This is a genomic window from Pseudomonas deceptionensis (genome assembly GCF_900106095.1).
In the GTDB taxonomy this organism is placed as follows: Bacteria; Pseudomonadota; Gammaproteobacteria; order Pseudomonadales; family Pseudomonadaceae; genus Aquipseudomonas; species Aquipseudomonas deceptionensis.
In genome coordinates this window covers 664,303-682,718 of record NZ_FNUD01000002.1, presented here as the reverse complement: position 1 = coordinate 682,718, position 18,416 = coordinate 664,303, and the positions used below count along the sequence as shown (strand labels likewise).

Annotated in this window: 17 protein-coding genes; 10 read left to right on the top strand and 7 right to left on the bottom strand. The window is 57.7% G+C overall.

What is annotated here, in order from left to right; genetic code table 11:
- The first annotated feature begins 4 nt into the window (after nt 1–4).
- The 3 genes from BLW11_RS02885 to secB are packed head-to-tail and all read left to right on the top strand — an operon-like array spanning nt 5 to nt 1,203.
- Nucleotides 5–418 carry a rhodanese-like domain-containing protein gene (locus BLW11_RS02885; RefSeq protein ID WP_048360501.1) on the top strand — a complete coding sequence of 138 codons (414 nt, stop codon included), beginning with the start codon at nt 5–7 and terminating at the stop codon, nt 416–418.
- 3 nt (nt 419–421) lie between these two features.
- Complete coding sequence (gene grxC / locus BLW11_RS02880) at nt 422–676, top strand: glutaredoxin 3 (RefSeq protein ID WP_048360500.1); 255 nt, start codon at nt 422–424, stop codon at nt 674–676.
- Between the two features lie 41 nt (nt 677–717).
- Nucleotides 718–1,203: a protein-export chaperone SecB gene (secB, locus tag BLW11_RS02875; protein ID WP_046810335.1), complete on the top strand. Its 486-nt coding sequence runs from the start codon at nt 718–720 to the stop codon at nt 1,201–1,203.
- A 73-nt stretch (nt 1,204–1,276) separates the two neighbouring features.
- Here the strand turns inward: secB and BLW11_RS02870 are convergent, their stop codons facing one another.
- Nucleotides 1,277–1,732 carry a tRNA (cytidine(34)-2'-O)-methyltransferase gene (locus tag BLW11_RS02870; protein ID WP_048360499.1) on the bottom strand — a complete coding sequence of 152 codons (456 nt, stop codon included), beginning with the start codon at nt 1,730–1,732 and terminating at the stop codon, nt 1,277–1,279.
- Here BLW11_RS02870 and BLW11_RS02865 point away from each other — a divergent pair.
- The gene (locus BLW11_RS02865; protein ID WP_048360498.1) at nt 1,731–2,168 is read left to right on the top strand and encodes a hypothetical protein; all 438 of its coding nucleotides are present in this window, start codon (nt 1,731–1,733) and stop codon (nt 2,166–2,168) included. The genes BLW11_RS02870 and BLW11_RS02865 overlap by 2 nt on opposite strands.
- A gap of 435 nt (nt 2,169–2,603) precedes the next feature.
- On the opposite strand, the gene ntrC is transcribed toward BLW11_RS02865, so the two are convergent.
- From ntrC to glnA, 4 genes are all read right to left on the bottom strand, one after another.
- Nucleotides 2,604–4,037, bottom strand: coding sequence for a nitrogen regulation protein NR(I) (gene ntrC, locus BLW11_RS02860; protein WP_048360497.1), 1,434 nt, complete (start codon nt 4,035–4,037; stop codon nt 2,604–2,606).
- Nucleotides 4,034–5,119, bottom strand: coding sequence for a nitrogen regulation protein NR(II) (gene glnL, locus BLW11_RS02855; protein ID WP_048360496.1), 1,086 nt, complete (start codon nt 5,117–5,119; stop codon nt 4,034–4,036). The genes ntrC and glnL overlap by 4 nt, the downstream gene beginning before the upstream one ends.
- Nucleotides 5,120–5,417: 298 nt before the next feature.
- Nucleotides 5,418–5,837 (bottom strand): cupin domain-containing protein, encoded by a 420-nt coding sequence (locus tag BLW11_RS02850; RefSeq protein WP_053069562.1) that lies wholly within the window; start codon nt 5,835–5,837, stop codon nt 5,418–5,420.
- Nucleotides 5,838–6,010: 173 nt separating this feature from the next.
- On the bottom strand, nt 6,011–7,417 hold the full coding sequence (glnA, locus tag BLW11_RS02845) for a glutamate--ammonia ligase (protein WP_048360495.1): 1,407 nt from the start codon (nt 7,415–7,417) through the stop codon (nt 6,011–6,013).
- A gap of 332 nt (nt 7,418–7,749) precedes the next feature.
- Between glnA and thiI the strand changes: the two genes are divergently transcribed.
- Nucleotides 7,750–9,204, top strand: coding sequence for a tRNA uracil 4-sulfurtransferase ThiI (gene thiI / locus BLW11_RS02835; RefSeq protein WP_048360494.1), 1,455 nt, complete (start codon nt 7,750–7,752; stop codon nt 9,202–9,204).
- 140 nt (nt 9,205–9,344) lie between these two features.
- On the top strand, nt 9,345–11,165 hold the full coding sequence (gene typA / locus BLW11_RS02830; protein WP_048360493.1) for a translational GTPase TypA: 1,821 nt from the start codon (nt 9,345–9,347) through the stop codon (nt 11,163–11,165).
- A gap of 224 nt (nt 11,166–11,389) precedes the next feature.
- On the opposite strand, the gene BLW11_RS02825 is transcribed toward typA, so the two are convergent.
- Nucleotides 11,390–11,827: a YkgJ family cysteine cluster protein gene (locus BLW11_RS02825; RefSeq protein WP_048360645.1), complete on the bottom strand. Its 438-nt coding sequence runs from the start codon at nt 11,825–11,827 to the stop codon at nt 11,390–11,392.
- A gap of 265 nt (nt 11,828–12,092) precedes the next feature.
- Here BLW11_RS02825 and BLW11_RS02820 point away from each other — a divergent pair, with 265 nt between their 5' ends.
- From BLW11_RS02820 to BLW11_RS02805, 4 genes are all read left to right on the top strand, one after another.
- Nucleotides 12,093–14,540, top strand: a complete 2,448-nt coding sequence (locus BLW11_RS02820; RefSeq protein ID WP_048360492.1) for a glycogen/starch/alpha-glucan phosphorylase — start codon at nt 12,093–12,095, stop codon at nt 14,538–14,540.
- 231 nt (nt 14,541–14,771) lie between these two features.
- Nucleotides 14,772–15,782 (top strand): class 1 fructose-bisphosphatase, encoded by a 1,011-nt coding sequence (locus tag BLW11_RS02815; protein WP_048360491.1) that lies wholly within the window; start codon nt 14,772–14,774, stop codon nt 15,780–15,782.
- Between the two features lie 201 nt (nt 15,783–15,983).
- The gene (locus tag BLW11_RS02810; protein ID WP_048360490.1) at nt 15,984–16,238 is read left to right on the top strand and encodes a lipoprotein; all 255 of its coding nucleotides are present in this window, start codon (nt 15,984–15,986) and stop codon (nt 16,236–16,238) included.
- Nucleotides 16,239–16,259: 21 nt separating this feature from the next.
- Entirely contained in the window at nt 16,260–16,829 is a 570-nt protein-coding gene (locus BLW11_RS02805) for a lipocalin family protein (RefSeq protein ID WP_048360489.1), read from the top strand.
- A gap of 45 nt (nt 16,830–16,874) precedes the next feature.
- On the opposite strand, the gene BLW11_RS02800 is transcribed toward BLW11_RS02805, so the two are convergent.
- Nucleotides 16,875–18,263 carry a CYTH domain-containing protein gene (locus BLW11_RS02800; RefSeq protein WP_048360488.1) on the bottom strand — a complete coding sequence of 463 codons (1,389 nt, stop codon included), beginning with the start codon at nt 18,261–18,263 and terminating at the stop codon, nt 16,875–16,877.
- Between the last annotated feature and the right edge of the window lie 153 nt (nt 18,264–18,416).

Here is an 18,416-nt window from a genome sequence, read left to right as displayed (position 1 = left end):
TCTGATGGTTGAGCACCTGATTGCATTTGCGACTTCTCACTACCTGCTTGTAGGCGCGTTTGTCATCCTGCTGGCGTTGTTGATCACCCACGAAATAAGCCGTGGCGGTCGCAGCATCAGCACGGGCGAACTGACCGGCCTGGTCAACCGCGACGAAGGTGTGGTGATTGATATTCGCCCGGCCAAGGACTTTGCTGCCGGCCACATCGTGGGTGCACTGAACATCCCGCAAGACAAGCTGATGGCGCGCATTGCCGAGCTGGACAAGCACAAGGGCAAAACCATTATTCTGGTTGACGCTCAAGGCCAGCATTCGGGCTCCCATGCCCGCGAGCTGCTCAAGGCAGGTCACAACGCAGCCAAGCTGTCTGGCGGCATCTCCAGCTGGCGCGCAGACAACCTGCCAGTGGTGAAGTAAGTTATGTCCAAGGTCATCGTTTACTCCAGCGACTACTGCCCCTACTGCATGCGAGCCAAGGCTCTGCTTGAGAAAAAGGGCGTTGCCTTCGAAGAAATCAAGGTCGACGGCAAGCCACAGGTACGGGCCGAGATGGCTCAAAAGGCAGGTCGTACGTCGGTCCCGCAAGTCTGGATTGGCGAAACCCATGTTGGCGGGTGCGATGACCTGTTTGCTTTGGAACGCGCAGGTAAATTGGATGCGCTGCTGAACGTCTGACTCTCATTCTCTATAAGCCCCAAGATCAACAAGGATCTGTGATGACTGACCAACAGAACACCGCTGCTGTTAGCGATGAAGACACCGCTCCACAATTCTCCCTGCAGCGCATCTACGTGCGTGACCTGTCGTTCGAGGCCCCAAAAAGCCCGGCGATCTTCCGCCAGCAGTGGGAACCGAGCGTTGGCCTGGACCTGAACACCCGTCAAAAGCCGCTGGAAGGCGACTTCCACGAAGTGGTTCTGACCCTGTCGGTTACCGTGAAAAACGGTGATGAAGTGGCGTTTATTGCTGAAGTTCAACAGGCTGGCATCTTCCTGATCAAAAACCTTGATCCAGCGTCGATGAACCACACCCTGGGCGCGTTCTGCCCGAACATCCTGTTCCCGTATGCCCGTGAAACCCTGGACAGCCTGGTTACCCGTGGCTCGTTCCCTGCGTTGATGCTGGCTCCGGTGAACTTCGATGCCCTGTACGCGCAAGAACTGCAGCGCATGCAGGAAGAAGGCACCCCGACTGTTCAATAAACAGTCGATGCCAAAAAAAGCGCCTTAAGGGCGCTTTTTTATTGGGTATGTCGAAGGCTCTGTGGGATGTGAATTACTTGAACCCCAGCTGACGCCAGGCTTCGTACACAGCCACGGCGACGGTGTTGGAAAGGTTCAGGCTGCGGCAGCCTTCGCGCATTGGCAGGCGCAGGCGATGGTCGCCGTCCAGGGCGTCGAGCACCTCCGGCGGCAGGCCACGGCTTTCAGGGCCGAAGATAAAGGCATCACCTTCGGCAAATTGCGCGTCGTGGAACGGCCGCGAGCCTTTGGTGGTGAAGGCGAAGAGCCGTGGATGGCCCAGGCTCTCAAGGCAGCTGGCCAGGTCGGCATGGCGCTTGAGCGGTGCGTACTCGTGGTAATCGAGCCCGGCGCGGCGCAAGCGCTTGTCGTCCAGCTCAAAACCGATAGGCTCGATCAAATGCAGGTGGCAGCCGCTGTTGGCGCACAGCCTGATAATGTTGCCGGTATTCGGCGGAATTTCTGGTTGAAAAAGGATGACGTGAAACATGCACGGCTCCGAACTTAATGATGGGCAGCATTCTACGCCTGAAGAGGACCCGCGACCGAAACTATGGCCACGGGTTTTAGGTTCTTTGGCGATAGTCGGTGTGATGGTGGGGATGATGATCGGGCGTTTGACGGCGCCAGAGCCGATTGAGCTGCAACAGGTGGACGTGCTGGCGGATGGCCTGGTGGTGTGGTTCAACGATGAACCCAAGCTGCATGGCGAGCTGGTCGACGGCACACTGGGCTTGCTGTTTGATGCCAAGGGCAAGGCGCAGAGCGGCCAGTTAAAACTCAACGGCAAGAATGTGAACTGGCGGGTACGTGCAACGGACGGAGGTTTGCTGCTGACGCTGGTGGCGGCCCGTGCCCTGCAGGGGGACTGGGCCGGAGCGCCGCAGGACGGGCGCTGGCGGTTGCAGGTGAACCTGCGGGAGTAATAAAAGAGGGAATTCCAGCCTGCCTGTACCGGGTTCCCCAAAAGCGTTGTGCGCGTTGATGCGAAAGGCATCAAGGCTGCGGGTATAAAAGTGGGGAGTCTTGACCTGCCTGTATCAAGGTCCCCTAAAGCGGTGTTGCTTGTAATAGGTGTTGCAGGGCGCGTGCCAATTTTTGTTTTTCTGTAGAAATTGTCTGATGAAAACGCAAAAGCCCCGGAATCCGGGGCTTTTGCGCATAGCGCTCTCGCTAGGCTGAAAGCACTGATCTAGAGCTGTGCACGATTTTGGGGCGGGTTGCTTTTGAGTGGTGCGGCCAGATCGAGAGCCCTCACCCTAGCCCTCTCCCGGAGGGAGAGGGGACTGACCGCACGCGCAGTCAATATCACCACAGATCAGCTCCCTCTAGAGGGTTGGGGTGAGGGGCTTTGATCTGCCTTAAGCTTCGTCGGCATCATCCTCGTCGCCGTCGATCTTCATGCCCAGTTCCTTGATCTTGCGGGTCAAGGTGTTGCGGCCCCAGCCCAGCAGCACGGCAGCATCGCGGCGCCGGCCTGCGGTGTGCTTGAGCGCGGTCTCGATCATGATCCGCTCAAAGGTGGGCACCGCACTGTCCAGCAAGTTGGACTGGCCACGGCCCAGGGCCTGATCGGCCCATTGACGCAGGGCTTGTTCCCAGTTGGTAACCGGGGACGCGTCCTGCTGCAGGTTCAGCAGTTCGGGCGGCAAGTCGGTGATATGCACTTCGCGGCCCGAAGCCATGACCGTGATCCAGCGGCAGGTGTTTTCAAGCTGGCGCACGTTGCCCGGCCACGGCAGGTTTTTCAGGTATTGCTCGGTTTCGGCCTTCAGGAGCTTGGGCTCCACCGACAGCTCTTGCGCAGCGCTGCTGAGGAAATGCCGCGTCAGGGTCGGGATGTCTTCTCGACGGTCCGACAGGCGCGGGATATGGATGCGGATCACGTTCAGGCGGTGGAACAGGTCTTCGCGGAACTTGCCGGCCTGGACCAGGGTTTCGAGGTTCTGGTGCGTGGCGGCGATAATGCGAACGTCGACCTTGACCGGCGTATGCCCACCGACACGGTAGAACTCGCCATCGGCCAGGACACGCAGCAGACGGGTTTGTGTGTCGGCGGGCATGTCGCCGATTTCGTCCAGGAACAGGGTCCCGCCATCAGCCTGCTCAAAGCGGCCCCGGCGCAGGTTCGCTGCGCCGGTAAAGGCGCCCTTTTCGTGGCCGAACAGCTCGGACTCCATCAGGTCCTTGGGGATCGCGGCCATGTTCAGCGCAATAAACGGCGACGTAGCTCGTGGGCTGTGGCGGTGCAGGGCGTGGGCTACCAGCTCTTTGCCCGTGCCTGACTCGCCGTTGATCAGCACCGTGATGTTGGAGTGGCTCAGGCGGCCAATGGCGCGAAACACCTCTTGCATCGCCGGCGCTTCGCCGATGATTTCCGGGGTTCTGGCCAGTGCAGGGGGCACGGCCAGGCCTTGTTGTTCCTGGGCGTGCTGGTTGGCACGTTTGACCAGTGACACGGCTTCATCGACGTCAAATGGCTTGGGCAGGTATTCGAAAGCGCCGCCTTGATAAGAGGCCACCGCGCTGTCCAGGTCGGAATGGGCGGTCATGATGATCACGGGCAGACGCGGGTGCTGCTCGCGAATCTTGGCCAGCAAGTCCAGGCCACTGGAGCCGGGCATGCGGATATCGGAAATGATTACATCAGGCTGCTGGCGAGCCAGACGGCTCATCACCCCATCGGCGCTGTCGAAACTTTGTGTGGTCATGCCTTCCTGTTGCAAGGCTTTTTCCAGGACCCAACGGATAGAACGGTCGTCGTCGACGATCCACACGGTTTCACTTCGGCTCATGTCGATGCGGCTCCTTGTTCCAGGGGTAGGAAGATCGAAAAAAGGGTGTGGCCGGGGTGGCTTTCACACTCGATCAACCCTAGGTGCTGACTGATGATGTTCTGCGTAATGGCCAGGCCCAGCCCGGTGCCATCAGGGCGGCCGCTGACCATCGGGAAGAACAGGGTGTCTTGCAGCTCGGCCGGGATGCCCGGGCCGTTATCGATAATTTCGATTTTGGTGACCAGCCGATGGCGCACATGACCGATGGTGAACTGGCGCATGGCGCGGGTGCGCAGGCTGATGCGGCCCAAACGCAGCTCGTTCTGGCTGCCGATGGCCTGCATCGCGTTACGCACGATGTTGAGTACGGCCTGGATCATTTGTTCACGATCGATCAGCAGGTCGGGCAGGCTTGGGTCGTAGTCGCGCACCAATGTGATGCTGCCCTGTGTTTCGGCCTCCACCAGGTTGCATACGCGCTCGAGCACCTCGTGGACATTGGTCATGGCCAGCGAGGGGAGCTTGTTGGAGCCCAGCATGCGGTCGACCAGATTACGCAGGCGGTCGGCTTCTTCGATGATGACATTGGTGTAGTCGCGCAGGCTTTCGTCGGGTAGCTGACGGGCCAATAACTGGGCAGCGCCGCGGATACCGCCCAGCGGGTTCTTGATTTCATGGGCCAGGCCGCGCACCAGCATCTTGCTGGTTTCCTGTTTTGACAGCTGGGCTTCTTCTTTGGTGATGCGCAGCAAACGGTCGCGGGGGTGCACTTCAAGCAGCAGCATCGTGCCGCTGTTGCTCAAAATGGGCGTCACGGCGTAATCCACCGTCAGGTTCTGCCCCGTCAGCGAGGTCAGCATGGCTTCGCGCTTGGTGAACGGGTGGGCTTGCTCGACGGCCTGGCGCAACGAGTGCAGGGCTTCGGTAGATTCGGTGAACAGCTCGCTGATGAATTGGCCATGACTGCGTTGACCGCTGATTGCCAGCAGCATTTCCGCCGCCGGGTTCATGTACTCAAGGCGTAAATCCGCATTGAGTAAAAGCGTGGCGGTGGTCAGGTTATCGAGTAACAGTCGGTGCAGGGCGTCACTGATGGTCATGGGCCGATCCCGGATTGCGTGCGCGGGTGAGGCGCTGGTGCAAGGAAAATGCAAAAACCAAACCAAGGCTCCGAAAAGAAGCGCTAATCGCCTGAAATAAGGCTTTGGAACTTGTTTGGATAGCGCCGTCGCCCGGCGAGAGGGGCTTTTTGACCCAATTTGGGCTGATTAATGTGTCACTCGGTAATCAGTGCACCAATATAGTGCATATCTGGTGAATGGTTTCAGTTGTTCTCAAATATGAGCTGAACGGTCTGCTTTTGGGCAGCAGGCCGTTCAGAAATCGTGCGCAAGGTGCTTATTGCGAGAGGGGCATGCCAGGGGTGCCTGCGTAGAAGACGATCAGCTCCACGGGCTTGTCGGTGCTTATACCGCGGTGAACGGTGTTGATCACTTCGGGCAATACCTGGCCTGCCTGCACGGTGGTGGTGTGTTTGCCGTCCCGGGTTTCGATCCGCAGCTCTCCCGACAGCACGTAGGCGATATTGGGCATGGGGTGGCTGTGCCAGTTGAGTGCGGTTTTGGCGGGGATGGTGATTTTGAGTACGGTTAATTCAGGTTGGCCGGCCGGGTATGGGGCGTAAGTTGCGCCATCCCAGGTTTTGTCGGTCTTGAGCAGTTGCTCGACCAGTACGCCGGGAGGGTTGTTGCTGCATCCGAGCAATGTGGGGCAGGCAAGCGGCAGGAGAGGGGCTTTGAAGGTATTTGGAAGTGTCATGGCAACGTCCGTTTAATGAGTCGGCTCAAGCTACAGATCACACTTTAGGAGGGATGTCGGGTTGGGGAGATTAATTGGCCGGGAATTGCCGAGGGGGGTAAGACGTAGCGCATAAAAAAGGCCTCCCGAAGGAGGCCTTTTTAAATCACGCCGCTTGCGCGGGTGATTCTGGATTAGCAGCTGTAGTACAGCTCGTATTCCAGTGGGTGTACAAAGGTACGAACCTGGATTTCTTCTTCGCTTTTCAGAGCGATGTAAGCGTCGATGAAATCGTCGCTGAAAACGCCGCCTTTGGTCAGGAACGCACGACCTTTGTCCAGCTCTTCCAGGGCTTCCTTCAGGCTGCCGCAAACTTGTGGGATCTCTTTAGCCTCTTCAGGCGGCAGGTCATACAGGTTTTTGTCAGCTGCGTCGCCAGGGTGAGTCTTGTTCTGGATACCGTCCAGACCAGCCATCATCAGTGCTGCGAAGCACAGGTACGGGTTGGCTGCCGGGTCCGGGAAACGTGCTTCGATACGGCGAGCTTTAGGGCTGGACACGTAAGGAATACGGATCGAAGCGGAACGGTTACGAGCCGAGTAGGCCAGCATTACCGGAGCTTCGAAACCTGGTACCAGACGCTTGTAGGAGTTGGTAGCCGGGTTGGTGAAGCCGTTCAGTGCCTTACCGTGCTTGATGATGCCGCCGATGAAGTACAGAGCGGTATCGGACAGGCCGGCATAGCCTTCGCCTGCGAAGGTGTTCTTGCCATCTTTGGAGATGGACATGTGAACGTGCATACCCGAGCCGTTGTCGCCGTACAGAGGTTTAGGCATGAAAGTAGCGGTACGGCCGTAGGCGTCTGCCACGTTGTGTACGCAGTACTTCAGGGTCTGAACTTCGTCAGCCTTTTTCACCAGGGTGTTGAACTGCACGCCAATTTCGTTCTGGCCGGCAGTTGCCACTTCGTGGTGGTGTACTTCGATAACCAGGCCCATCTCTTCCATGGCGTTGCACATGGAGGTACGGATTTCGTGGTCATGGTCGAACGGCGGAACAGGGAAATAGCCGCCTTTGACGCCTGGACGGTGGCCTTTGTTGCCGCCTTCCACGTCCTGGTCGGACATCCACGAACCTTGTTCGGAGTAGATCTTGAACATGGAACCGGAGATATCGGACTTGAACTTCACTTGGTCGAAGATGAAGAACTCTGGCTCAGGGCCGACGAAAACGGTGTCACCGATACCGGTGGACTTCAGGTATTCCTCGGCACGGGTAGCGATGGCGCGTGGGTCGCGGTCATAGCCTTGCATGGTCGAAGGTTCGATGATGTCGCACACCAGGATCAGCGTAGGCTGCTCGGTGAACGGGTCCAGAACGGCAGTGCTGTCGTCTGGCAGCAGGATCATGTCGGACGCTTCGATGCCTTTCCAGCCAGCAATGGAGGAGCCGTCGAACATTTTGCCGTCGATGAAGAAGTTTTCATCCAGCGCATCACGGGCCGGCATGGTCACGTGGTGCTGAGTGCCTTTGGTGTCAGTGAAGCGCAGATCAATCCACTTGACGTCATGATCTTTGATGAGTTGAACCGACTTCGACATAGTGTCCTCCGGGGTGGCTTAGGGCTGTTGGTTACGTGCCCTTAATAAGTGGTTGATGCCGGCGCGAATACTCTGCCAAGGCAACCTGCCTCACAAGGGAGCAAATTGCATGCCAGTGCCCTGACTTGGGTGTAATGCGCCAATCTTAAGCATTTAAGTGACGCAGACTACCGACTGGCGGTATTTATCGCACTCAAATGAAGCGAAATCTCGCGTTTGTGTTCCATTTTGGTGCGGGCAAAACCGTTTGTACGATAACTGGTTAAACCTTGAGCAATTTCCGCTATAATCCGCGCCCCCCTTTTTTGGCAGGCTGCTCGCGCGCTGTTTTCATGAAACTAATCGTTAAAGTCTTCCCCGAAATCACTATCAAGAGCCGTCCGGTTCGGATGCGTTTCGTCCGTCAATTGGCCAAAAACATCCGTACTGTGCTCCGCGATCTGGACCCGGCTGTGGTGGTGACGGGCGTGTGGGACAACATCGAGCTGCAAACGCGCGTAAGTGACCCCAAAGCCTTGAAGGAAATGACCGAGCGCCTGAGCTGCATGCCGGGCATCGCGCATTTTCTGCAGGTTGACGAGTACCCGTTGGGCGACTTCGACGACGTCGCTGAAAAGTGCAAACTGCACTTTGGCGATGCGCTGGCCGGCAAGATTTTTTCCGTGCGTTGCAAGCGCGGTGGCAAGCACCCATTTACCTCGATGGAAATCGAGAAATACGTCGGCAGCAAGCTGCGTCGTGAGTGTGGGGCGGCTGGAATTGATCTGAAAAAGCCGGAAATTGAAGTGCGTTTCGAAATACGCGACCAACGGTTGTTTGTGATTCACAGCCAGCACGACAGCATTGGCGGCTTCCCGCTGGGCTCGCTGGAGCAGACCCTGGTATTGATGTCCGGTGGTTTCGACTCCACCGTCGCGGCTTACCAGATCATGCGTCGCGGCCTGATGAGCCATTTCTGCTTCTTCAACCTCGGCGGGCGTGCCCACGAGCTGGGCGTGATGGAAGTCGCGCACTATATATGGAAGAAGTACGGCAGCTCGCAGCGCGTGCTGTTTGTCAGCGTTCCGTTCGAAGAAGTTTTGGGCGAAATTCTCGGCAAAGTCGATAACAGTCATATGGGCGTCATTTTGAAGCGTATGATGTTGCGCGCTGCAACCCGTATCGCTGAACGGCTCGACATCGAAGTGCTGGTGACCGGAGAAGCGATTTCCCAGGTTTCGAGCCAGACGCTGCCCAACCTGTCGCTGATCGACTCGGCGACCGACAAACTGGTGCTGCGCCCGCTGATTGCGAGCCACAAGCAGGACATCATTGATCAGGCGGTTGAAATCGGTACGGCCGATTTTGCCAAGCACATGCCTGAATATTGCGGGGTGATTTCGGTCAACCCCAAGACCCACGCCAAACGCAACCGCGTGGAGTACGAAGAACAACAGTTCGATATGGCCGTGCTTGAGCGAGCGCTTGAGCGGGCCAAACTGGTGCCGATTGATCGGGTGATCGATGAATTGGGCCAGGACTTGCAAGTCGAAGAAGTCAGCGAAGTGCTGGCGGGCCAGATCGTGATCGACATCCGTCACCCGGATGCTCAGGAAGATCAACCGCTGGAACTGGCTGGCATCGAAGTACAAGCGATGCCGTTCTATGCACTGAACAGCCGCTTCAAGGAACTGGATGACACCCGTCAGTACCTGTTGTATTGCGACAAAGGCGTGATGAGTCGCCTGCATGCTCACCATTTGCTCAGTGAGGGACATGCCAATGTGCGCGTTTATCGACCGAGCTAAGAGCCCGGGGCTGTATGCCTGTGGCCTGCGTCACCGGCCCCCCGACGCCGCCGTCAAGCTGTAACGGCTTGCACGGACTCTACTGTTAATCGCTGCCTGGACTCAGTCAGCACACCGAATCCTCTGATCGAGATACACAAGTGATCGAAAATCTACGTAACATCGCCATCATTGCTCACGTTGACCACGGTAAAACCACCCTGGTAGACAAACTCTTGCGTCAATCCGGCACTCTGGAGCGCGGCGAGCTCAACGACGAGCGCGTGATGGACTCCAACGACCAGGAGAAAGAGCGCGGTATTACCATTCTGGCGAAGAACACTGCCATCAACTGGAACGGCTACCACATCAACATCGTGGATACCCCGGGCCACGCCGACTTCGGCGGCGAAGTAGAACGCGTAATGTCGATGGTTGACTCCGTTCTGCTGCTGGTTGACGCTCAAGACGGCCCTATGCCGCAAACCCGCTTTGTGACCAAGAAGGCTTTCGAAGCCGGCCTGCGTCCAATCGTGGTTATCAACAAGGTTGACCGTCCAGGCGCGCGTCCGGACTGGGTTCTGGATCAGATCTTCGACCTGTTCGACAACCTGGGTGCTACCGAAGAACAGCTGGACTTCAAAGTGGTTTACGCCTCTGCCCTGAACGGTATTGCTGGTCTTGACCACACCGACATGGCTGAAGACATGACCCCGCTGTACCAGGCGATTGTTGACCACGTTCCTGCTCCACAAGTTGACCGTGACGGCCCGTTCCAGATGCAAATCTCGGCACTGGACTACAACAGCTTCCTGGGCATCATCGGCGTTGGCCGTATTGCTCGCGGTCGCGTCAAGCCGAACACCCAGGTTGTGGCTATCGATGCCGACGGCAAGCGCCGCACCGGTCGTATCCTGAAGCTGATGGGTCACCACGGTCTGCACCGTATCGACGTTGAAGAAGCTTCGGCAGGCGACATCGTTTGCATCAGCGGTATGGATTCGCTGTTCATCTCCGACACTCTGTGTGACCCACTGAATGTTGAAGCGATGAAGCCGCTGACCGTTGACGAACCAACCGTTTCGATGACCTTCCAGGTTAACGACTCGCCGTTCTGCGGCCGTGAAGGCAAGTTCGTAACCAGCCGTAACATCAAAGAGCGTCTGGACAAAGAACTGCTCTACAACGTTGCTCTGCGCGTTGAAGAAGGCGACACCGCTGACAAGTTCAAAGTGTCTGGCCGTGGTGAGCTGCACTTGTCGGTACTGATCGAAACCATGCGTCGCGAAGGCTTCGAAATGGGTGTTGGTCGTCCGGAAGTGATCATCCGCATGGTTGACGGCGTTAAGCACGAACCGTACGAAAACGTAACCATCGACCTGCCAGAAGAATCGCAGGGCGCAATCATGGAACAGATCGGTATCCGTAAAGGCGATCTGACCAACATGGTTCCGGATGGCAAGGGCCGTGTTCGTCTTGAATACAACATCCCTGCACGTGGCTTGATCGGTTTCCGTAACGAGTTCCTGACTCTGACTTCGGGCGCTGGCATCCTGACCTCGATCTTCGACCGTTACGACGTGATGAAGTCGGGCGACATGTCCGGCCGTCAGAACGGCGTTCTGGTTTCGGTTGCTACCGGTAAGGCTCTGACTTACTCGCTGGAAACCCTGCAGGCTCGCGGCAAACTGTTCCTGGGTCACGGTGAAGACGTGTACGAAGGTCAAATCGTCGGCATCAACAGCCGCGACAACGACCTGGGCGTTAACCCAACCAAAGGCAAGAAGCTCGACAACATGCGTGCTTCGGGTAAAGACGAAACCATCGCTTTGGTTCCGCCTATCCGCTTCACTCTGGAGCAAGCTCTGGAATTCGTACAAGAAGATGAACTGTGCGAAGTAACGCCTAAGTCCATCCGTCTTCGTAAGAAGATCCTGGGCGAAAGCGAGCGTACCCGCGCTAGCAAAAAAAGCAGCAAGTAATAGATTTAGCTGCTGAATAAAAAACGCCCCCGGCCTTGCGGCCGGGGGCGTTTTTTTATGTCCGGGATTTTGATGAAAAACACGTATCGAAAGCTTGACCGGCAACAGAGTATCTACAGGAAAACGGCAACTGTGGGAGCGAGCTTGCTCGCGAAGGTCGTTCGCGAGCAGGCTCGCTCCCACAATACGGCTTGACCTACAACAGAGGATCTACAGGTGGTGTCTTAGAACACCATCAACTTCTCGCTGCTGTTTTTACGCTCGACGGCTTTGGGCACGTAGGCGCAATAACCGGGGCGCGGGCCCACTCGCGGATGGTTGCGGCAGGTATCCGGGCGTATTTCGTAGATGGTGCACATGCGCGACTTGCGATCCAGGTACAGGCAGTCGTTGTTGCTCATGCGCTGCAGGGTGAAAATCCCGGACTTCTGGTTGAAGCGCTCCACGATCCCTTCTTTTTGCAGGCGCTTGGCGATGTTCTTCGGCGGATCGCCCATCTCGAACTCATCAACAATGCCGATGCGGATCAGGTCTTTGATCTTGACCTCGACCGGCAGCGTGCAGCAGCTGGAAACACAGGAGCCGCACATGGGCGCGGAGTATTTGGCCCAGGTATCGAGACGGTCGATTTCCGCGGCGGCGATCAGGTTGGACTTCATCAGGCTTGTATTCCAGCGTGCATCAGGGCGCGCGATCATACCGGTGTTGGTGAATGTGTGAACAACCATTTGCCGGTTTTTCGATCAGGGCCATGTTTTAAAGCGTTCAACTGCGTATGCGCCTCGTTTTGGGGCAGCGCTCATTTCGTCAGTTTTTTTCAAAAAACCGCCCAAATAAGCCCGAATCAATGCACTTTGTTTCTGTTCAAGCGTCTAGGCTGACACCACTCGTTCTTCAAATCGCCCCATCTCGATTGAGGTTGTATCGATGCCCCAGGAACCGCTTGTTCGTGACGCACAGGTGGCGGCTTTCCGTGCCGCTGTAGTAGCCAAACTGACTTACGCGGTGGGTAAGGACCCGGAACACGCGTTTGACCATGACTGGTTTGAAGCTATTGCTCTGGCCGCCCGCGACCATATGGTCGAGCACTGGATGGACCACACGCGGCAGATTTATCGCAAGGACCAGAAGCGGGTGTACTACCTCTCGCTGGAATTTCTGATCGGGCGGTTGCTGTACGACAGCCTGAGCAATCTGGGGCTGCTGGAGGTCGCGCGTGAGGCGCTGACCGACCTTGGGGTCGACCTGGAGCGCATCCGCCTGTTGGAGCCGGATGCGGCGCTTGGTAACGGCGGGCTCGGGCGTTTGGCAGCGTGCTTCATGGAAAGCATGTCGACCCTGGGCATTGCGGCCCATGGTTACGGCATTCGCTATGAGCACGGGTTGTTCCGCCAGAGCATTGTCGACGGCTGGCAACAGGAGCAGACCGAGAACTGGCTGGACTTCGGCAACCCCTGGGAATTCGAGCGTGCCGAAGTGCTGTATTCGGTCGGGTTTGGCGGCTCGGTTGAAACCAAACAGAACGAACAGGGCCAGATACGGCAAATCTGGTGGCCTGGCGAGACAGTACGCGCCATCGCTTATGACACACCGGTCGTGGGTTGGCGCGGTGCCAGTGTCAACACCTTGCGCCTGTGGCGGGCGAGGGCGTTGCACGACCTGAACCTTGGGCGTTTCAATGCGGGTGACCATCTGGGTGCGGTGGCCGAAGTGGTGCGGGCTGAAAGCATCTCCCGGGTGCTCTACCCGGCGGACAGCAACGAAGCAGGGCAGGAGCTGCGCCTGCGTCAGGAATACTTCTTTGTGTCGGCTTCGCTGCAGGATCTGCTGCGCCGTCACCTGCATGTCCATGAAACGCTGCTGAACCTGGCCGAGCATGTCTCGATCCAGCTCAATGACACCCATCCCTCGATTGCCGTTGCCGAGTTGATGCGCATTCTGGTCGACGAACACGGCATCGAGTGGCCCACCGCGTGGAAAGTCACCGTCGCTACCCTGTCTTACACCAACCACACGCTGCTGCCCGAAGCGCTCGAGACATGGCCCGTTGGCTTGATGGAGCGCCTGTTGCCGCGCCACATGCAGATCATTTACCTGATCAATGCGCACCATATCGATGCGCTGCGGGCCAAGGGCATTCACGACTTTGACGTGTTGCGTGCGGTATCCCTGATTGAGGAAGACCACGGCCGCCGGGTGCGCATGGGCAATCTGGCATTTTTGGGCTCCCACAGCGTCAATGGGGTTTCCGGCTTGCACACCCAGCTGATGCGCAGCACCGTTTTTTCCGAGCTGCACAAACTTTACCCGGACCGGATCAACAACAAGACCAACGGGGTCACCTTCCGCCGCTGGCTGTTCCAGGCCAACCCGCCGTTGACCGCGATGCTGGTGGATGCGCTGGGCGCTGATGTGCTCGATGAAACCGAATACAAACTGATCAAACTGGAGCCTTTTGCCGAGCGCGCCGATTTTCGCAAGCGTTTCGCCGAGCAGCGCCTGCAAAGCAAATGCACCCTGGCGGCGCTGATTTATGAGCGTCTGGGCATCGTGGTCAATCCTGAAGCGATGTTCGACGTTCAGGTCAAACGGATTCACGAGTACAAGCGCCAGTTACTCAACCTGATGCATACCGTGGCGCTGTACCAGGCCATTCGTGCCGAACCGGGCAGCCCATGGGTGCCGCGGGTGAAGATTTTTGCCGGCAAGTCGGCGGCCAGTTATGAGCAGGCCAAACTCATCATCAAACTGGCCAATGACATTGCCCGTACCATCAACAACGACCCCACCGTTCGTGGCCTGCTCAAAGTGGTGTTTATCCCCAATTACAACGTCAGCCTGGCCGAAAGCATCATTCCGGCGGCGGACTTGTCCGAGCAGATATCCACCGCCGGCTACGAAGCGTCCGGCACCAGCAACATGAAGTTTGGCCTTAACGGCGCACTGACCATCGGCACGATGGACGGGGCCAACGTCGAGATGTGTGAGCGGGTGGGCGCCGACAACATGTTTATCTTCGGCCTCAGCTCCCAGCAGGTTGAAGCGCGCAAGCGCAATGGCGAGTTCCATGCAGCACCGGATGTGGCGGCTTCCCATCGGCTCAATGATGTATTGCAGGCGATTCGCGGCGGGGTCTTCTCCCACGATGACCCGGCACGTTACACCGGGATGGTGGATTCACTGATCGAATACGACCGGTTTTTGGTCTGTGCCGACTTCGATGCCTACTGGGATGCGCAGATGCGGGTCGAGCACTTGTGGCACGACAAGGAAGCCTGGTGGCGCACGGCGGTACTCAACACGGCGCGCATGGGCTGGTTCTCGTCTGATCGGACCATCCGTGAATACGCGACTGAAATCTGGAAAGCGCTGTAGGGCACAGCCACTGTAGCCGTGGGAGCGAGCCTGCTCGCGAAGAGCATTCGCGAGCAGGCTCGCTCCCACAAGGGGCCTTGACCGGGAGCAGAGTCTCTACCCGTTTTCGCCTGATTTAAGGATTCAGCTGAACCCGCTTGGCCGGTTCTGAGTCTGATTAGAAGATTTGCACGGCAACACGCGTTAAACTGCGCGGGTTTTTCGCCCCCTCCCCCTTGTTCGGAGCCTTACATGTCCCGCGTTACCCTGAGTCGCTATTTGATCGAGCAGACCCGCAGCAACAACACGCCTGCTGATTTGCGTTTCCTCATCGAAGTGGTGGCGCGTGCTTGCAAAGAGATCAGCCACGCCGTGTCCAAAGGCGCCCTGGGTGGTGTTCTGGGCAGCATGGGCACCGAAAACGTACAAGGTGAAGTGCAGAAGAAGCTCGATGTGATTTCCAACGAGATCCTGCTCGAAGCCAACGAATGGGGCGGTCACCTGGCCGGCATGGCGTCCGAAGAAATGGACAACGCCTACCAGATCCCGGGCAAATACCCAAAAGGCGCCTACCTGCTGGTATTCGACCCACTGGACGGTTCATCGAACATCGATATCAACGCACCGGTAGGCACTATCTTTTCGGTGCTGCGTTGCCCGAATGAATACCTGACTCAGAACGAGCCTTTGAATGAAAAGGCCTTCCTGCAGCCAGGGACCCAGCAGGTAGCTGCCGGTTATGCCATCTACGGTCCTCAGACCATGCTGGTATTGACCCTGGGCGACGGCGTTAAAGGCTTCACCCTGGATCGTGAAATGGGCAGCTTCGTTCTGACCCACGAAGACATCACCATTCCTGAAACCACCCAGGAATTTGCCATCAACATGTCCAACCAGCGTCACTGGGAAGCTCCGGTACAACGCTACGTTGACGAATTGCTGGCTGGCGAAGAAGGCCCGCTGAAAAAGAACTTCAACATGCGTTGGGTCGCCGCGATGGTTGCTGACGTACACCGCATTCTGACCCGCGGTGGCCTGTTCATGTACCCGCGCGACAGCCGTGAGCCGTCCAAGCCGGGCAAGCTGCGTTTGATGTACGAAGCCAACCCGATGTCGTTCCTCGTGGAGCAGGCGGGCGGTGCATCCACTGACGGCCATCAGCGCATTCTCGACATCCAGCCTGAAGGCCTGCACCAGCGTGTAGCCGTGTACCTGGGCTCGAAAGAAGAAGTGGCGCGCATTACCGATTACCACAAAGCGTAAAACGCATAACACTGTAACCGCTGCCGCAGCCCTTGTTCTTGAAGGGCCTTCGGCCCTTATCGCAGCCTTCGGCAGCGGCTACAGAATCCTCGCCCGACCCCCGCCAAACAAATCCCCCGCCTCACCGGGAACCACCCCGCGCTTTTCTCTTCTAAGCTTGCATCAGGCAGTCATGCCGACTTTCCCATGCAGGAGCTTTCCATGAAATTGCGTACTTTGGCGTTGTTGTCGTTCTGTGTGTTGCTGGCGGCATGCAGCAAGATCAACCAGCAAAACTTCTCGAAACTGTCGACGGGCATGCCCAAAGCCGAGGTTGAAAAACTGTTGGGCAGCCCCGCCGATTGCTCGGGTGCGCTGGGTATGTCGAGCTGCACGTGGGGCGATAAAAACAGCTTTATCAGCGTGCAATATGCCGGCGACAAAGTGCTGATGTTTTCCGGGCAAGGCTTGAAGTAAGACGGATCAGGAGCGTTTGCAATGAAACGTCTTTTAATCGGCCTTGGGGCCGCCCTGTTTTTGGCCGGGTGCGCGAGTTCCGGCATCGATTCTCTGGCACCGAAAACGGTCGGGCATGTCGACTTGAAGCGCTATCAGGGCACATGGTACGAACAGGCGCGCTTGCCGATGTTCTTCCAGCGCAACTGTGCGCAATCCGAAGCCCATTACAGCCTCAAGCCTGAAGGCGACGTGGCGGTACTGAACCGCTGCCGGACCGCAGAGGGCAAGTGGGAAGAGGCCAAGGGCACAGCCACCCCGCAGGTCGAAGGTAAAACCGACAAACTGTGGGTCGAGTTCGACAATTGGGTCTCGACAGTACTGCCGGGTGTGACCAAGGGCGATTATTGGGTGTTGTACCTGGGGGACGACTACAGCACGGCGTTGGTGGGTAACCCCGACCGTCGCTATTTGTGGCTGTTGTCGCGCAAGCCGCAGGTCGATCAGCAAACCCGTGATGAGCTGCTCAGCAAGGCTCAGCAACAGGGCTATGACACCACACGTCTGATTTGGCGAACGCCGGATTCGAAGATGCCCAAAGGCACGAAATAAACAAAAACGCCCCCTGGCAAGCACCAGGGGGCGTTGGCTGTACGCTTAAGCGCGCAGCAGGGTCTTCCAGGCGCGGTTCTGGTACACGGCGATTGCTTGCTGCTTGCGGGCGTTGAGCAGTTCGTCGTTGTGCTCGGCGTCGTCAGTGATTGGCACGTTGGCCAATTCCTGCAGCTTGTTCATCTCACCGTACAAACGGTCCAGTTCCGGAATTTCCAGCACGTTACGCGCCAGGCGCAACCATGCCTGAATGCGCTCAATGCGCGGCAGTTGCTCGGCCAGATCTTCGGGTTGCTGCTGGTAGCGGTTCAAGCGCAGGGCAATGGCCTCATCCGACAGCAAACGCGGCAACCAGCTGTGCAGCTGTGCGGCGCCCTGGCGATTGCCACGGGTGGTGCCACGATCAACAGTCCAGCTGCGATCCATCAACCAGCGCGAAGTGTTCAGCGAGAACTGGCCCCAGCGCGGGTCTTCCAGCTCTTCAAGGAACTGCTCAGGTGCGGCTTTACGGACGTCTTCGTCGTCCTGACCGATTTGTACCAGCGGGCGCCAGTCTTCAAGCAGTGCGTCCAGGGCGGCGCGCAAGGATTGTGTCGACGGGCGTGGAGCGGCTTGGCCAAGGCTGCTGACCAAAGCGCGCAAGTCGATCAACTGCTGTACCCAGTCTTGCAGCAAACGCCAGTGACCATTGAAGCGGTATTGTTCGGCCAGACGCTGGCTGCTACCCAACAAGTGCCAGGCCAATGCGGCAAAGGCATCATCCAGTGGCGTCTCAGGGGTCAATATCGGCGCAGGCAGGCTCACGGCGTAGCTGTTGGCATCGAACAGGCGATAGCCACGCTCGGCCTTGCTGATGTCACACGGCATCAGGGCCAGCTTCTCGGCCAGTTCAGCGGCCAGTTCCAGCAAAGCAGACGGCTCGCCTTCGCGCAGTTCAAGTTCCAGCTCGCAGATTTCTTCTTTCTGCTTGCCCGCGATGACGTAGCCCAGATCCAGAGCCGCTTCGATCACGACTTTGGCCTTGCCGCGACCCCAGGAGATTTCAGCGCGTTCGCGCACGAAGTCCGTGGTGAAGATCGGCTTCAGGGTCTTCTTGTCCAGCTCGGCCAACTCTTCAGGCCAGCATTCTGCGTCGAGTTTTTTGACGTCGAGCTTGGCTTTAGGCAGGTTCCAGTCGTACTCATTACGCACCGACAGGCCGGCAATGCTTTGGCCGCGGGTCTTGAGGGTCTGGATCACTTCTTCGCCGTCGCGGCGCAGGCGCAGGGCTACCTTGGCCTTGGCCAGGTCACGCTCAGGCGTGTCGAAATACTGGTTCAACAACTCACGGCTTTCCCAGCCACTTTTGTTGCGCTTTTTCAGCAAAGGGTGCTCGCGCAAGGCGGCGAGGGTTTCGCGGCTGACGCGCAGTTTAATTTCGGTTTCTTTTTGCATGGCCGGAAAATCCAGGAACGGTTGCGCAGCCGGGAAAAAGTGTGGCTGCCAAGGCCGTGCAGTGTACAGGACAAGCCGCCCTGGCGCGTCGCGCGGGTTTATTCTGCAGTTCAGATGGCTCTATGATGGGCCTCGCCCAGCCAACAGGAAGTC

What these genes read in the sequence shown, in the direction of transcription:
- thiI (WP_048360494.1), top strand. Translation starts at nt 7,750, where the DNA reads ATGAAACTAATCGTTAAAGTCTTCCCCGAAATCACTATCAAGAGCCGT.
- ntrC (WP_048360497.1), bottom strand. Translation starts at nt 4,037, where the DNA reads ATGAGCCGAAGTGAAACCGTGTGGATCGTCGACGACGACCGTTCTATC.
- BLW11_RS02820 (WP_048360492.1), top strand. Translation starts at nt 12,093, where the DNA reads ATGCCCCAGGAACCGCTTGTTCGTGACGCACAGGTGGCGGCTTTCCGT.
- BLW11_RS02810 (WP_048360490.1), top strand. Translation starts at nt 15,984, where the DNA reads ATGAAATTGCGTACTTTGGCGTTGTTGTCGTTCTGTGTGTTGCTGGCG.
- BLW11_RS02885 (WP_048360501.1), top strand. Translation starts at nt 5, where the DNA reads ATGGTTGAGCACCTGATTGCATTTGCGACTTCTCACTACCTGCTTGTA.
- BLW11_RS02805 (WP_048360489.1), top strand. Translation starts at nt 16,260, where the DNA reads ATGAAACGTCTTTTAATCGGCCTTGGGGCCGCCCTGTTTTTGGCCGGG.
- BLW11_RS02815 (WP_048360491.1), top strand. Translation starts at nt 14,772, where the DNA reads ATGTCCCGCGTTACCCTGAGTCGCTATTTGATCGAGCAGACCCGCAGC.
- BLW11_RS02850 (WP_053069562.1), bottom strand. Translation starts at nt 5,837, where the DNA reads ATGACACTTCCAAATACCTTCAAAGCCCCTCTCCTGCCGCTTGCCTGC.
- secB (WP_046810335.1), top strand. Translation starts at nt 718, where the DNA reads ATGACTGACCAACAGAACACCGCTGCTGTTAGCGATGAAGACACCGCT.
- glnL (WP_048360496.1), bottom strand. Translation starts at nt 5,119, where the DNA reads ATGACCATCAGTGACGCCCTGCACCGACTGTTACTCGATAACCTGACC.
- BLW11_RS02865 (WP_048360498.1), top strand. Translation starts at nt 1,731, where the DNA reads ATGCACGGCTCCGAACTTAATGATGGGCAGCATTCTACGCCTGAAGAG.
- BLW11_RS02800 (WP_048360488.1), bottom strand. Translation starts at nt 18,263, where the DNA reads ATGCAAAAAGAAACCGAAATTAAACTGCGCGTCAGCCGCGAAACCCTC.
- grxC (WP_048360500.1), top strand. Translation starts at nt 422, where the DNA reads ATGTCCAAGGTCATCGTTTACTCCAGCGACTACTGCCCCTACTGCATG.
- BLW11_RS02870 (WP_048360499.1), bottom strand. Translation starts at nt 1,732, where the DNA reads ATGTTTCACGTCATCCTTTTTCAACCAGAAATTCCGCCGAATACCGGC.
- glnA (WP_048360495.1), bottom strand. Translation starts at nt 7,417, where the DNA reads ATGTCGAAGTCGGTTCAACTCATCAAAGATCATGACGTCAAGTGGATT.